Below are 14,403 nucleotides of genomic sequence, written 5' to 3'. Positions count from 1 at the left end.
GCGGCCAGCGCGGCGACGGGCGCGAGCCGCGGGCCGACGAGGTGATCGGGGACGAGCAGCACGTCGAACCCGGCGCCCTCCAGCCGCCTCGCCTTGTCCGCCCACGCCTTGCCCGACTCCGCGCCCCGCACCACCGCTCCGAACCTGAACCGCCGCACGGGCTCCTCCTCTGCTCGCCGCACCTAACAAGCGCTTGCTAACCTCCATCCTGTACGGCAGGCCGCCCCCGCCGCCACCCGAAGCTCTTACCAAGCGCTTGGTCAAATGGCACACTGGCGGGCATGGACATCCCCGTACGCGCCGCGTCCGACGACGAGGTGAGCTTCTTCCACGACCACGGATGGGTGCGGCTCCCGGGCCTGGTGGACGGCGAGACCGTGGCGCTGCTGCGCGAGCGGGCCGCCCGCCACCTCCGGCAGCGGGAGAGGGAGCACAGGACACTCGTCGACCAGGCGTTCGGGCAGTCGCGGGACGTCGCCGACAGCGACGAGGCGTTCCGGGCGCTGACGCTGAGCCCCGCGATGGGCCGCAACGCGGCCCGGCTGCTGCGCGGGGTCGAGGCCGTGCGGGTGCAGGTGACGAACCTGCTGGTCAAGGAGCCCGGCGAGCACGCCGCCACGGAGTTCCACCAGGACTTCCCGTGGATGCCCATGGACCGCTCGGCCATGCTGACCGTGTGGCTGGCGCTGGCGGACGTCCCGGCCGACATGGGGTCGCTGCGCTTCTACGACGGCTCCCACCGGTACGGGATCCTCGGCCGCAGTTTCACCCGGGCCGGGGACGACCAGCTCAGCCAGCACCCGTGGCTGAAGGAACTGGAGGTCTCGCCGCCGCTGGACCTGGCGGCGGGGGACGCGACCGTGCACCACGCGCTGACCGTCCACGGCGCGCCGGCCAACCAGCGGGACCGGCCGCGGCTGTCGTTCACCGTGACCTACTTCGACGCCGACGCCCTCTACACCGGCACGCCGTACAAGCAGACGGACGAGCTGGGCCTTGAGGTGAACAAGCCGTTCGAGCACCCGAGGTTCCCGTGCCTGAGACCGTGAGAGGCCCCGTCGCCGACCTGGGCGCGACGCTCATGCACGAGCACGTCTTCGGGCTCAGCCCCGAGATCCTGTGGAACTGGCCGGACATCCCCGAGGGCTGGGACCTGGAGTCCCGGGCGCGGGAGGCGGCGGCGAAGCTGGACGACCTGGCCGCCGAGGGGATCACCACGATCGTGGACCTCACGGTCATCGGGCTGGGCAGGTACGTGCCGGCCGTCCAGCGGGTGGCCGAGCTGACGTCGGTGAACATCGTGGCCGCCACCGGCCTCTACACCTACGACGCCCTCCCGCCGTACTTCGGCAACCGGGGGCCGGGGTCGCTGTTCGGCGGGCCCGACCGGCTGGCGGAGTTCTTCGTACGGGACATCCGCGACGGGATCGGGCGCACCGGGGTCAAGGCCGGCATGCTCAAGTGCGCCTCCGACCATCTCGGGATGACCAAGGGGTGCGAGCGGGTGTTCCGGGCGGTGGCCGAGGCGCACGTGGAGACCGGGACGCCCATCACCACGCACTCCCACAGCGGCTCCAGGGGCGGGCTGGAGCAGCAGCGGCTGCTCGAAGCCTGTGGCGCCGACCTGCGCAAGGTGGTCATCGGGCACGCGGGCGACTCCACCGACGTCGCCTACCTGGAGGAGCTGGCGGCCAATGGGTCCTTCCTCGGCATGGACCGGTTCGGGATCGAGACGATCTCGCCGTTCGAGGACCGGGTGCGGGTCGTGGCGGAGATGTGCGAACGCGGCCACGCCGGCCAGATGGTCTTGAGTCATGACTCGTACTGCTTCAACGACCGGTTCGACCCCGACGTCGTCCGGCAGCGCCACCCGAACTACCACCTCCTGCACATCTCCCGCGACGTCCTGCCCGAACTCCGCAAGAGGGGCGTCACCGAGGAGCAGATCCACCAGATGCTCGTCGACAACCCCCGGAGGATCTTCGCATGATCGAGGACTTCGACGTCGGCTCCGACTGGCACGTCGCCTCGCCGTACGAGTTCCTGCGCGGGCTGCGCCGGGAGCGGCCGGTGTTCCGCAGCGAGCACCTCGGCGCGTACGTGCTGACCCGCCACGCCGACGTGCGCGCCGCGTACGGCGACCCGAGGAGGTTCTCCTCTGAGGGCTCGCTGACGATCTCCCGCAGCCTCACCCAGGAGACCCGCGACAGGCTGGGCGAGCACGGCTCGTTCCTGTCCAGCTTCGTGGCCAACGTCGACCCGCCCGACCACACCCGGCTGCGGCGCTCGGTGTCCAGGGCGTTCACGCCGCGCGCGGTCTCGGCCATGGAGCAGCGGTTCCGGCAGCTGAACGAGGACCTGCTGGACCGGCTGGAGAGCAAGCGCGAGGCCGACTTCGTCGCCGAGATCGGGCACGAGCCGTCGATCAAGCTGACCGCCCGGTTCATCGGGGTGCCGGAGGCCGACGAGGGCTTCGTGCAGGCGCACGTCAAGGACTGGTTCCAGCTCTTCCTGTCGCCGCAGCCGCCCGAGCGGCAGCTCGAACTGGCCGACAGCTTCCTGACCTACCTGGAGTACGTGGACCGGCTGGTCGCCGCCAGGGCCGCGGAGCCGCGTGACGACTTCACCTCGCTCATGACCTCGCTGATCGGCAAGGAGCTGAGCCACCGCGAGGTGGTGGAGCTGATCTCCACGATCCTGCTCGGCGGCAACGACACCGTGCCCAACCAGCTCGGCAACAGCGTGCTGCGGCTGCTGCGCGAGGGCGCCTGGCCGGTGCCGCCGCCGCTGGTCCAGAACGCGGTCGAGGAGTGCATGCGGATCGACGGGGCCTCGCTCGGGTCGTTCCGGTACGCCACGACCGACATCTCCCTGCACGGGGTGACGATCCCCGCCAAGTCGCTGGTGCTGCTGTCCACCGACTCCGCCGCCCACGACGAGAGCGTCTTCCCCGAGCCCGAGCGGTTCGTGATCGACCGGGACAACGCCGACGCGCACATGGTGTTCGGGTACGGCATCCACTTCTGCGTGGGGGCCGCGCTCGGGCGGCTGCAACTGCGCACGGCACTCGACGTGCTCGGCCGCCGGTTGCCGGGGCTGAGGCTGGCCGGGGAGCCGATCACGTACCGCAAGTCGATCGTCGGCCGGGGGCTGACCGGCCTGAGGGTCGAGTGGTGAGCCACTCGGGAAGGACACGGCGGTGAGCAGGTTCGACGGGCGGGTGGCGCTGGTCACCGGCGCGGGCTCGGGCATCGGCGCCGCCTGCGCCACACGGTTGGCGGCCGAGGGCGCGTGCGTCGGCGTCCTGGACGTCCACGCGGCCGGCGCCAAGACGGTCGCCACCGCCATCCGCGCCCACGGCGGCACCGCGGTGGCGCTCACCTGCGACGTCTCCGAGGAGAAGCAGGTCGAGACGGCGATCGGCGAGCTGCTGGCCTCCTTCGGCCGCCTGGACGTCGTGCACTCCAACGCCGCCGCCCTCGGCCGCGGCACCTACGGCCGCGACCAGGACCTGGAGTCGCTGGACGTCGCCGTGTGGGACCGCACGATGGCGGTGAACCTGCGCGGCGCCCTGCTCATGGTCAAGCACGGCGCCCCGGTGATGGCGGACGGCGGCGCGTTCGTGATCACCTCCTCGGTGTCGGGCATGACGGGCGACGTGGCCCACGTCGCGTACGGGACGTCGAAGGCGGCGCTGACCGGGTTCGTGCGTTTCGTCGCCACCCGGTACGGCTCACGCGGCATCCGCTGCAACGGCGTCGCGCCCGCCCTCGTGCTCACCGAGGCCGCCGAACGGGCCCTCGGACCCGAACGCCTCGCGGACAAGGCGGCCGAACGCCTGCTGCCCTGGGCGTGCACCCCGGAGGACGTGGCCGGCCTGGTCACCTTCCTCGCCTCGGACGAGGCGCGCTGCATCACCGGGCAGACCGTCGTCATCGACTCCGGCACCCTGGCCCACCGCCCGGAGCACGCCCTGCGCCAGTGGCGGCAGGACAGCGAATAACCCCCCTTGTCCCGATGTGCGACCCCGGCGTCGAAGCCATAAGGTGATCTCGACCAGAGGGGGACGAATGGAACCGGTGTCCGTCGGACTGATCGGGGCGGGGCCGTGGGCCGAGCGGGCGCACGCGCCGATGCTGGCCAAGAGCCCCCACGTGCGTTTCGCGGGCGTGTGGGCCCGCCGTCCCGAGGCGGCCGCGCGGCTGGGCGTGCCGGTGTTCGGGCGGGTCGAGGAACTGTTCGACGCGTGCGAGGCCGTGGCCTTCTGCGTGCCGCCGTACGTGCAGGCCGAGCTGGGCGTGCGCGCGGCGCGGGCGGGCAAGGCGCTGCTGCTGGAGAAGCCGCTCGCCGACACGCTGAAGGGCGCCGAGCGCCTCGCCGACGCCGTGGGCGAGGCTGGCGTCGCCTCCCAGATGGTCCTGACCCTGCGCTACACCGCCGCGGCCAGGGTGTTCCTGGCCCGCTGCCGCGACATCGAGCCGTTCGGCGGCCACGCCGCCAACGTCTCCGGCGTCCTGCTCGGCGGCCACCCCTTCGGCACGCCGTGGCGGCTGGAGCACGGCGCGCTGCTCGACGTCGGCCCGCACGTGATCGACCTGCTCGACGCCGCGCTCGGCCCGGTGACCGGCGTGCGCGCCCACGGCAACCCGCTCGGCTGGCTCGGCATGCTGCTGGAGCACGAGAGCGGCGCGGTCAGCGAGGCGTCCATGTGCATGGCGGCGGCCGGTGACCTGCCGCCGGCCACGTTCGCGGTGTACGGCAAGACGGGCAACGCGATGCTGCTGCGCGGCGGCGACGACGACCCCCTGGCCAGGGTCGCCGAGGAGTTCGCCCAGACCGTGCGCAACGGCGGCGGCCACCCCCTCGACGCCGCCCACGGCCTCAGGATCCAGCGGATCCTCGCCGAGGCCGAGTCCCAACTGGCCACCTCCTGACGCCCCCGCGTCAAGGGCACCCCTTGACGCCGGGCTCGTCCGGAGCATTGATAGCGTTTGTCTGACGCGCAGAGCCGCAGCGAAGTCCGGTGCGAGTCCGGCGCTGTCCCGCAACTGTCATAGCCAGGTCGCCTGCCTCCGCGCTGACGTCATCAACCCTCGTGGAAAAGGGTGATCCGTCGATCGACGCGGGTCTCTCGGTTCCGACAGTGTGAAAGGACTTCTCGTGAGGCCCGTACGCATGGCCTTCGCGGGCGCGCTGCTGGGAACGCTCGTCCTGGCCGGATGCGGTCAGACCAGCACGACAGCCACCCCCGCCGCGCCCCCGCCCTCCTCCGCCCCGCCCTCCTCCGCCCCAGCTTCCTCCGCTTCCGGGTTCCCCGTCACGGTGGAGGCGGGCAACGGCGAGGTCACCATCGCCAAGAGGCCCGAGCGGATCATCTCGCTCTCGGCCACCCACACCGAGACGCTCTTCGCCATCGGCGCCGGCCCGCAGGTCGTCGCGGTGGACGACCAGTCGAACTTCCCGGCCAGCGCCCCCAAGACGGACCTGTCCGGCTTCAAGCCGAACGTCGAGGCCATCGTCGCCCAGAAGCCCGACCTGGTGATCGTCTCCGACGACATCGACAAGGTCGTCGCCGAGCTGGGCAAGCTGAACGTCCCCGTCCTGCTCGAACCCGCCGCGACCAAGCTGGACGAGGCCTACGACGAGATCACCGACCTCGGCGCGGCCACCGGCAACACCGCCAAGGCCGGCGAAGTGGTGACCGGCATGAAGGAGTCCCTGGACAAGCTCGCCGCGAGCGCCCCCAAGGACAAGAACCTCACCTACTACCACGAGCTGGACCAGACCCCCTACGCGGCGACGTCCAGCACCTTCATCGGGCAGATCTACGGCATGTTCGGCCTCACCAACATCGCCGACAAGGCCCCCGACCAGGCGGGCGGCTACCCCAAGCTGTCGGCCGAGTTCGTCGCCCAGGCCGACCCCGACCTGATCTTCCTGGCCGACGTCAAGTGCTGTCAGCAGAGCAAGGACACCCTGGCCAAGCGGCCCGGCTGGAAGGGGCTGTCGGCCATCAAGAACTCCCAGGTCGTGCAGCTCGACGACGACATCGCCTCACGCTGGGGACCCCGGATCACGGACCTGGCGCGGACGATCGGCGACGCGGTCGCCAAGGCCACGAACGGCTAGTGAGAACCCGCTCTGGCTGGTGGGTGGCGGGCGCACTCGCGGTGCTCGCCCTCTCCATGGTGGCCGGGCTGCTCGGCGGGGCCGCCGACATCTCGCCGTGGCAGGTGGTGCTCCAGGCGGCCGACTGGCTGCCGTACGTGAGCGTGGACTCCGGGCTCGCGCCCGTGGAGCAGGGGCTGCTGTTCGAGCTGCGGCTGCCCCGGGTGCTGGTCGCGGCCGTGGTCGGCGGGCTGCTGGCCATGGCCGGGGCCGGCTACCAAGGGGTGTTCCGCAACCCTCTGGCCGACCCGTACCTGCTCGGCGCCGCCGCCGGGGCCGGGCTGAGCGCCACCGTGGTGATCGTGCTGCTGCCGGCGTCCGCGGCCGGCGTCCCGGTCGCGGCGTTCGTCGGGGCCGTCGGCGGGGTGTTCCTGGCGTACGTGCTGGGCAACACGGCCGGACGGGCCGGCGGCACCGCCACGCTGGTGCTGGCCGGGGTGGCGGTCACCTCCTTCCTCACCGCGATCCAGACGTTCATCCAGCAGTTCAAGGTCGAGGAACTGCAGCGCATCTACTCCTGGATCCTCGGCGACGTGGGCGGCGGATGGGACCAGTTCTGGCTGGTCCTGCCGTACGCCGCCGTCTCCGCCGTGCTGCTGCTGGCGCACGGGCGCGTGCTCGACGTGCTGTCCGTGGGCGACGAGGAGGCCACCAGCCTCGGCCTGCGGGCCGCCCGCGTACGGCTGGCCGTCCTGCTGGCCGCCTCCCTGGCCACCGCGGCGGCCGTGGCCGTGAGCGGGCTGATCGGGTTCGTCGGGATCGTCATCCCGCACGTGGCGCGGCGGCTGGCGGGCGGCTCGTACCGGATCGTGCTGCCGCTGTCCCTCATCGGCGGGGCGGCCTTCCTCGTGCTCGCCGACCTGCTCGCCCGCACCGTGATCGCGCCCGCCGAGCTGCCCATCGGGGTGGTCACCATGTTCGTGGGGGCGCCGTTCTTCGTGGGCGTGCTACGCATGACCCGGCGGAGCGCCACATGATCGAGGTCTCCGCCCTGTCGGTACGGCTCGGCGAGCGCGAGGTGCTCACCGGGGTCGACCTCTCGGTGCGGCGCGGCGAATGGCTGGCGATCATCGGCCCGAACGGCGCCGGCAAGTCCACGCTGCTCAAGGCCGTCATGGGCCTCGTGCGCCACCGGGGGACGGTCGTCGTCGACGGCCGGGCCGCCGCCACGCTCCGGCCGCGCGACCGGGCCAGGCTCGTCGCGTACGCGCCGCAGGCGCCCTCGCTGCCGCCCGACATGACCGTCCTCGACTACGCCCTGCTCGGCCGTACCCCGTACATCCCCTACCTGGGCAGGGAGAGCCGCCGCGACCGCGAGGTCACCGCGTCCGTGTTGGAACGCCTCGACCTGACCGGCTTCGCCGCCCGCCGCGTGGGCGAGCTGTCCGGCGGCGAGCGGCAGCGCGTCGTGCTGGCCCGCGCGCTCGCCCAGGAGGCGCCCGCGCTGCTGCTCGACGAGCCCACGACCGCGCTCGACCTCGGCCACCAGCAGCAGGTCCTGGAGCTGGTGGACCGGCTCAGGGTCGCCGACGGGCTGACCGTGGTGACCACCCTGCACGACCTGACGCTGGCCGGGCAGTACGCCGACCGGCTGCTCCTGCTGGCCGACGGGCACGCCGTCGCCACCGGGCCGCCCGCCCAGGTGCTGACCGGGAAGCTGGTCGGCGAGCACTTCGACGCGCGCGTGGAGATCACCCCCGGCCCCGGCGGGCGGCCCGTGGTGCACCTGCTCAGGGGGGCCACGTGAGGCTCTGGTACCGGGTCGAGGACGGGACGCGGCTGGGGGCGCTGCTGTGGGAGTCCGGGCCCGGATGGCGGATGATCTCCTCCGCGCTGCTGGGCGGCGGGATCGGCGTCCGGTCGTGGGTCCTGAACGCCCAGGTGGTGGCCGGCTACTCGCGCATGGACCCGGCCGAGCACCTGTCCTGCCTCGCCCCCGCCGGCGACGGGGTGGGCATGATGACGGCCGCCTCGGTGGAGCGGTACGCGCGGGCGGCCGACGGGGGAGCCGAGGTGGTCGCCACGGTCGGCTTACGCGTCCCCACCTGGGCCGCCGCCCCCGAGGGGTCCGCCGACCCGGAGCTGGCGCCCGAGGTGGGGACCATCAACCTGATGGCCCGGCTGCCGGTGGCCATGACGGACGCCGCCCTGGTCAACGCCGTGATGACGATGACGGAGGCCAAGACGCAGGCTCTGCTGGAGGCGGGCTTCCCGTGCACGGGGACGGCGTCGGACGCGCTGTGCCTGGCGGTGCGCGCGGCGGGGGAGCCGGAGATTTTCGGCGGGCCACGGTCGACATGGGGCGCCAGGCTGGCGCGGGCCACCCACGCGGCCGTCTTACGGGGCGCCGAAGCGTGGCGTCCCCGTGACTTTCGGTGACGAAAAGTGCAAGTGGCATGTGGGCGAGAGCGAGATTCCGGATACTGGTCCGGTGAACGAAATGGCGCCGCCCTGGAGGCGCGGAATCTTTCCCTGCATGCCGTTCACCGTGGACGACCTGCTCGCGCTTCCCGACGACGGCTACCGTTACGAACTCTTCGACGGGAGTCTCCTGGTGAGCCCCGCCCCCGCGGTGCTGCACCAGAGGGTCGTCGGTCAGTTGCTGTATGTCCTCGGCAGCGCGGCCCCGCCCGAGATGGAGCCCCTGCCCCCCGTGAACGTGCGTGTCGGCGACAGGGACTGTTACATCCCCGATGTGGTCGTCGTGCCGAGCGCGGCGGTGCGGTCCATGGCGCTCATGGTGGAGCCCGGCCAGATCCTGCTCGCCGTGGAGGTGGTCAGCTCGTGCAGCAGGTCACGTGACCGGCACCTCAAGACGGCCGCGTACGCGGCGGCGGGCATCCCCGCCTACTGGCGTGTCGAGGTCGACGAAGGGCCGGTGCTCCACGTCCACGAGCTCGACGGCGACTCCTACGGAACGCCGACGACTCACCGAGCCGGCACCCCAGCCGCTCCGGCGGCGCCGTTCCCGGTCAGCTTCGACCCGGCCTACCTGCTGGAGCAGCGCTCGAACCCGTAGTCGTCGGCCGCCCCCCGTGGTGTGACGCGGCCCGCCTCCAGGTCGGCCAGGATCGCCTCGCGGGCCCGTTCGGCCGGAGGGCCGATGCCGCCGCCGCCCGTCGTCTCCACCACGAACGCCTCCCCGGCGGCGAAGCGCACGTTGTTCACCTTGGCGGCCAGCCGCTCCACCGACCCGTCCAGGTGCCGCTTGTGGAAGCCGCCCACGCGGCCGGGCAGTCCGCCGTCGCGGCCGGGGGGCGGGAGGCGGAGGCGGTCGCCGCGGGTGGTGACGTGGCAGTCGGCCAGGAAGCGGTACACCGTCCGCGAGCCCAGCCCGCCGCGGTGCCGGCCCGGGCCGCCGGAGTCGGGGATGGTCTCGATCGACTCGACGACCAGCGGGCAGCGGCTCTCCACCGGCTCGGCCTGGGGGACGGAGTTGCGGCCGATGCCGAAGTGCACGCCCGTCGCGTCCGGCCCGTCGAGGCCCTGGCGGGCGCCCACGCCGCCGAAGTCGTACGACAGGTGGATCCAGTACGGCGCCCCCACGGCCGCGATGGAGAACGGCTGCAGGATGCCGCTGGCGGCGATGGCCCGCTCCGGCACGGCGTCCGAGAGCGCCTGGAAGACCGCCTCCATGGCGGCGTAGATCGGGACGTACCTGCCCCCGCACGGGTACGGGGAGCGGGCGTTGAGCAGCGAGCCCTCGGGCAGGAGCACGTCGATCGCGCGCAGGCAGCCGTCGTTCATGGGGATCGTGGGGTCGAGGAAGCAGCGCACCGCGAAGACGGCGGCGGCCAGCGACTGCGAGGCCGAGGCGTTGATCGCGGCCGGGACCTGCGGATCCGTGCCCGCGAAGTCCAGCACGGCGTGGCTCGGGTCCAGGGTGACGGCCACGCGGATGTGATGGGGTTCGCCGGGGTTGATGCCGTCGTCGTCGATCGGGTACGACGCCTCGAAGCGGCCCTTCGGGAGGTCGGCCAGGGCGGTGCGGGTGCGGGCCTCGGTGTAGTCGAGGTAGTCGTCGATGCCCGCCGCGAGCCCCTCCTCGCCGTACTCCTCGATGAGCGAGCGCAGCCGGGCGGCCGCGACGGCGGTGCCCGCGACGAGGGCGCGGACGTCGCCCATGACCTTGTCCGGGGTACGGCTGTTGGCGCGCAGGACGGCCTCCACGGCCGGTTCGAGACCGGCGGACGTGGCCAGGCGTACGGGGGGAAGCTGCAGCCCTTCGAGGAAGATGTCCGTGGCCAGCGGCGCCATGCCGCCGGCGGACAGGCCGCCCAGGTCCGACACGTGGATCATGGTGGCGGCGAAGTACTCGGGCCGGCCGGCGACGAAGACGGGCCGGTAGACGAGCAGGTCGTTGGTGTGCACGCCGCCCCGGTAGGCGTCGTTGAGCACGTACACGTCCCCGGGGCGCATCGTCCGCGGCGGCACGTCCGCCAGCAGCTCAGGGAGGGCGACCTTGAGCGCCATGCTGTTCATCAGCGTGGTGGCCATGGACTGGGCGACCAGCCGCCCGCGCGCGTCCAGGACGGCGGCCGAGGCGTCCGAGCCCTCCACGATGAACGTCGAGTACGCCGAGCGCACGACCACGATGCTGGCCTCCTCGGCGGCCACCACCAGCGCGTTGCGCAGCACCTCGGCGGTCAGGACGTCATGCATCCGCGCGCTCCGCGCGGGTCAGCAGCACGGCCCGCGACGGGCTCAGGGCGGCGCTCCAGCCGGGCGGGACCACGATGGTGGACTCGGCGTCCTCGACGATCGCCGGGCCGGGCAGCGTGGTGGGGAGAGTGGCGCGGGAGTGGACGGGGACCTCCACGTAGCCGCCGGGGGTCCGGCCGTCGAGCGGGGCGAAGTAGGCGGGCCGGACGGTGATCGGCGCACCCGGGGCAGGGGTCCCCGGCGAAGGCGAAGGCGCGGGCGGAGGCGCGGGCGGAGGCACGGGCGGAGGCACGGGCGGAGGCACGGGCGGAGGCACGGGCGGAGGCACGGGCGGAGGCACGGGCGGAGGCACGGGGGCGGGCGCGGGTGCGGTCTCGCCGTCGCCCGCGGCCGGCACCGTGACGCGGACGCGGTAGCTGACGATCTCCACCTCGCCCCGCTGCGCGATCCCGTACACCTGCTCGTACCGCTCGCGGAACCGCGACTCCAGCTCCTCCCGCGACGGGCTCCACGCCACGTTCAGGTCGTGCGACTGTCCCTTGAACCGCGCGTCCACCGACCGCGTCACCCGCACCTCCGCGCCGGTGACGCCCAGGTCGGCGGTGGCGGCGGCGGTCAGCGAGGCGAACACCTCGGCCGGGTCCCCGGCCCCCGGCCGCGACAGCACCCGGTCCGTCGACAGGTCCCCGGCCAGCAGCCCGGCGGCCGAGGCGACCCCGCAGCAGGCGGGCACGACGACGGTCGCGATCCCGAACCGCTCGGCCACCCGCGCCGCGTGCGTCGGCCCCGCCCCGCCGAACGCCACCAGGGCGAACCCGCGCGGGTCGATCCCGCGCTGCACGGTCACGACGTGCACGGCCGAGGCCATCGAGGCGCTGACGATCTCGTGCACGGCGTGCGCCGCCTCGGCCCTGGACACGCCGAGCGGCCCCGCCAGCCGGTCCAGCGCCTTCTCCGCGAGCGCGGGCGACAGGGGAATGGAGGCCGTGGCCAGGTAGCCGAGCACCAGGTTCGCGTCCGTCACGGTCGGCTCGGAGCCGCCCAGGCCGTAGCAGGCGGGGCCGGGGGAGGCGCCCGCCGAGTGCGGGCCGACCCGCAGGGCGCCGGCCGCGTCCAGCCAGGCGAGGCTGCCGCCGCCCGCGCCCACCTCGGCCAGGTCGATGGCGGGCGTCTTGATCGGCACGCCGGTCCCGGCGCGGCGCCCGCCGAAGCTGCCCTTGCCGCCCACGTGGAACTCGTGGGTGATCTCCGGCCGCCCGCCGCGCACCACGCACGCCTTGGCGGTCGTCCCGCCCATGTCGAACGAGATCACGTCCGCGAACCCGGCGCCCGCGGCCGCCAGCACCCCGGCCGCCGGCCCGGACTCGATCGTGGCGACCGCCCGCCTGGCGGCCAGCTCCGCGGAGATCACGCCGCCGCCGGACTCCATGACGTGCACGGGCGCGACGACGCCCAGGGCGGCCAGCTCGTCCCGCAGCCGCGACAGGTAGGAGGCCATGAGCGGGCCGATGTAGGCGGACATGATGGTGGTGGTGGCCCGCTCGTACTCGCGGATCTCCGGCCACACCTCCGACGAGGCCACCACGTCCGGCACGCTCTCCCGGAGCAGGGCCGCCACCTGCCGCTCGTGCGAAGGGTTGGCGTAGGAGTGCAGCAGGCAGACCGCCGCCGAGGTGATGCCGCGCCGGGTGATCGCGTCCGCGGCGGCCCGTACGGACCCCAGGTCGAGGGGCGTCAGGACGTCGCCGCGCGCCGACACGCGTTCGGTCACCTCGAAGCAGTCGCCCGCGGCCACGGGCGGGGGCGGCGGGGTGAAGCGCAGGTCGTACCGGTCCTCCTCGACCCGCGCGTACCTGCCCAGCGGGACGACCGAGCGGAAGCCGCGCGTGGTGACGAAGGCGACCCGCGCGCCCTTGCGTTCGAGGACCGCGTTGGTGGCCAGCGTCGTGGCGTGCACGACCCGCGTGACCAGCGAAGGGTCAAGATCGGCGAGAACCTGTGTAACGCCGGTGACGATTCCGGCGATGGGGTCGTAGGGGGTGCTCAAACACTTGGCGACCGTAACTTGGCCGGCCGGGCCGCGCAGGACCACATCGGTGAACGTGCCGCCGACGTCCACGCCGATAGCGAAGCCCATTCAGGTACCGTAGATGCCCGAGCAAGCGCTTGTCTACGGTCGTATCTCTTGACTTCCGGCAGGTGATTGGGACCCTTATTTCTATTACTGCAAAATAGGAGCGGAGATGGCGCGTCTCACAGCTCTTGCGGGGGGTATCGCGGCGACCCTCGCGCTGTTCGCGCTGCCCGCGGCGGCGCACGAGCACCCCAGTGGGATCACCGACCTGGTGACCCCGGCCGTTGTACGCGTGGAAGCCTCCTCCCACGTCGAAATCACTCTCCTCGACCACGTGGGAGAGCTCTTGCACGTGGAACGCTCCTACGACCTGCCCATAGGCGTGGGAACCGGCATCGTGGTCAACCCCGACGGCGCCATCGTGACGCTCACCCGCGTGGTCAAGACCGACAAGGACGTCCGGATCTGGGCGGCCAACAAGGTCTTCGCCGACCACCACAAGGTGAAGATCCCCCAGGACTTCAAGCGGCACAAGGTCAAGGGCGACGACATCAAGAACCACCACCTGGAGGAGTGCTACCCGCCCTACACGAAGCTGGCCACCTGCATCGTCAAGGTCACCACCAACGTCACGATCTTCCCGAACGTCTCCCCGCCCGACCCCAAGGGCCTCAAGGCCGAGATCGTCAAGCTCGGCTCCACCCCCGACAGCCCCGCCGTGCTGACGCCCGTCACCAGCAGGAGCATCGGCAGCGTCGGCATGCCCACGGCCCCGCTCGCCGACAAGGTGCCCGAGCAGCAGGGCTCGCCCACCAACGTGGCCGGCTTCCTCGGCAGGCCGGGCCCCGAGGTCAAGGAGACCGTCGAGATCGCCCACCTGGGCAAGGGAGGCGGCGGCGGCGACGCCGGCCGGCAGTTCTCCGACCCGGAGAAGAAGGTCGACGAGCCGGTGAAGCTCGGCGGCCTGGCCGACCGCGGCCTGCTCGGCGCGCCCATCATCGGCGACAAGGACGGCCACGTCATCGGCATGCTGATCGGCGGCGGCAAGGAAGCCCGGATGATCGGCGTCAGGGAGATCAGCGCCGCGCTGGCCAGGGCGGGGGTCGCGCCACGCCGCGGGGCCATCGACGCCGCCTTCGAGGCGGCCCTGACCCGCTACCACACCAAGTACTACACCGAGGCCGCGCCGGGCTTCCAGCGCGTGCTGGAGCTGTACCCGGGCAACCTGGTCGCGGCCAACCTGCTGAAGATCGCGCTGCAGAAGCGGGGCGGGCCCGAGGACGCGGGCAAGCAGCAGGCCGTGTCACCGGCACCCCGGTCGATGCCGCTGTGGCCGTTCATCGCCGCCGCCGCGGTGCTGTTCCTGGCCGCGATCGCCGGGGTGTTCCTGCTCTGGCGGCGCCGCCGCGTGCCCGCCGAGGACGGGCTCGGGAGCGGGCCGGACCTGCCGCCGGCGCCACCGCCACCGGTCGCCGCGGCGGTGGCCGCCGCCGCGGACG

At 72.9% G+C, this 14,403-nt stretch carries 13 protein-coding genes; 11 read left to right on the top strand and 2 right to left on the bottom strand.

Going from position 1 to position 14,403, the window contains the following annotated elements:
* Window positions 1-281 precede the first annotated feature (281 nt).
* From KME77_RS06180 to KME77_RS06135, 10 genes are all read left to right on the top strand, one after another.
* Complete coding sequence (locus KME77_RS06180) at window positions 282-1,049, top strand: phytanoyl-CoA dioxygenase family protein (protein ID WP_219462808.1); 768 nt, start codon at window positions 282-284, stop codon at window positions 1,047-1,049.
* The gene (locus KME77_RS06175; protein WP_308250573.1) at window positions 1,034-1,990 is read left to right on the top strand and encodes a phosphotriesterase family protein; all 957 of its coding nucleotides are present in this window, start codon (window positions 1,034-1,036) and stop codon (window positions 1,988-1,990) included. The genes KME77_RS06180 and KME77_RS06175 overlap by 16 nt, the downstream gene beginning before the upstream one ends.
* On the top strand, window positions 1,987-3,177 hold the full coding sequence (locus tag KME77_RS06170; protein WP_219462806.1) for a cytochrome P450: 1,191 nt from the start codon (window positions 1,987-1,989) through the stop codon (window positions 3,175-3,177). Before KME77_RS06175 ends, KME77_RS06170 begins: the two co-directional genes overlap by 4 nt.
* A 22-nt stretch (window positions 3,178-3,199) precedes the next feature.
* Entirely contained in the window at window positions 3,200-4,003 is an 804-nt protein-coding gene (locus tag KME77_RS06165; RefSeq protein WP_219462804.1) for an SDR family NAD(P)-dependent oxidoreductase, read from the top strand.
* A gap of 67 nt (window positions 4,004-4,070) precedes the next feature.
* Window positions 4,071-4,934: a Gfo/Idh/MocA family protein gene (locus tag KME77_RS06160; RefSeq protein ID WP_219462802.1), complete on the top strand. Its 864-nt coding sequence runs from the start codon at window positions 4,071-4,073 to the stop codon at window positions 4,932-4,934.
* Window positions 4,935-5,160: 226 nt separating this feature from the next.
* Entirely contained in the window at window positions 5,161-6,129 is a 969-nt protein-coding gene (locus KME77_RS06155) for an ABC transporter substrate-binding protein (protein WP_219462800.1), read from the top strand.
* Window positions 6,130-6,185: 56 nt separating this feature from the next.
* Window positions 6,186-7,145, top strand: a complete 960-nt coding sequence (locus tag KME77_RS06150) for a FecCD family ABC transporter permease (protein WP_219462813.1) — start codon at window positions 6,186-6,188, stop codon at window positions 7,143-7,145.
* Entirely contained in the window at window positions 7,142-7,915 is a 774-nt protein-coding gene (locus KME77_RS06145) for an ABC transporter ATP-binding protein (RefSeq protein ID WP_219462798.1), read from the top strand. Before KME77_RS06150 ends, KME77_RS06145 begins: the two co-directional genes overlap by 4 nt.
* Window positions 7,912-8,547, top strand: coding sequence for an adenosylcobinamide amidohydrolase (locus KME77_RS06140; protein WP_308250572.1), 636 nt, complete (start codon window positions 7,912-7,914; stop codon window positions 8,545-8,547). Before KME77_RS06145 ends, KME77_RS06140 begins: the two co-directional genes overlap by 4 nt.
* A 97-nt stretch (window positions 8,548-8,644) precedes the next feature.
* Window positions 8,645-9,187: a Uma2 family endonuclease gene (locus KME77_RS06135; protein WP_219462796.1), complete on the top strand. Its 543-nt coding sequence runs from the start codon at window positions 8,645-8,647 to the stop codon at window positions 9,185-9,187.
* On the opposite strand, the gene KME77_RS06130 is transcribed toward KME77_RS06135, so the two are convergent.
* Window positions 9,157-10,830, bottom strand: coding sequence for a hydantoinase B/oxoprolinase family protein (locus KME77_RS06130; protein WP_219462795.1), 1,674 nt, complete (start codon window positions 10,828-10,830; stop codon window positions 9,157-9,159). The two genes, KME77_RS06135 and KME77_RS06130, sit on opposite strands and share 31 nt — an antisense overlap.
* Window positions 10,823-12,967 carry a hydantoinase/oxoprolinase family protein gene (locus KME77_RS06125; RefSeq protein ID WP_219462793.1) on the bottom strand — a complete coding sequence of 715 codons (2,145 nt, stop codon included), beginning with the start codon at window positions 12,965-12,967 and terminating at the stop codon, window positions 10,823-10,825. Before KME77_RS06125 ends, KME77_RS06130 begins: the two co-directional genes overlap by 8 nt.
* Before the next feature lie 106 nt (window positions 12,968-13,073).
* Here KME77_RS06125 and KME77_RS06120 point away from each other — a divergent pair.
* Window positions 13,074-14,403, top strand: a 1,330-nt coding sequence (locus KME77_RS06120) for a tetratricopeptide repeat protein (RefSeq protein ID WP_219462791.1), incomplete at its 3' end; no start/stop codon positions are given.

The sequence above is a fragment of the Nonomuraea rhizosphaerae genome, assembly GCF_019396405.1.
GTDB lineage: Bacteria > Actinomycetota > Actinomycetes > Streptosporangiales > Streptosporangiaceae > Nonomuraea > Nonomuraea rhizosphaerae.
Note: the sequence above shows the minus strand (reverse complement) of the source record. Positions and strands in the feature narration are given on the sequence as shown.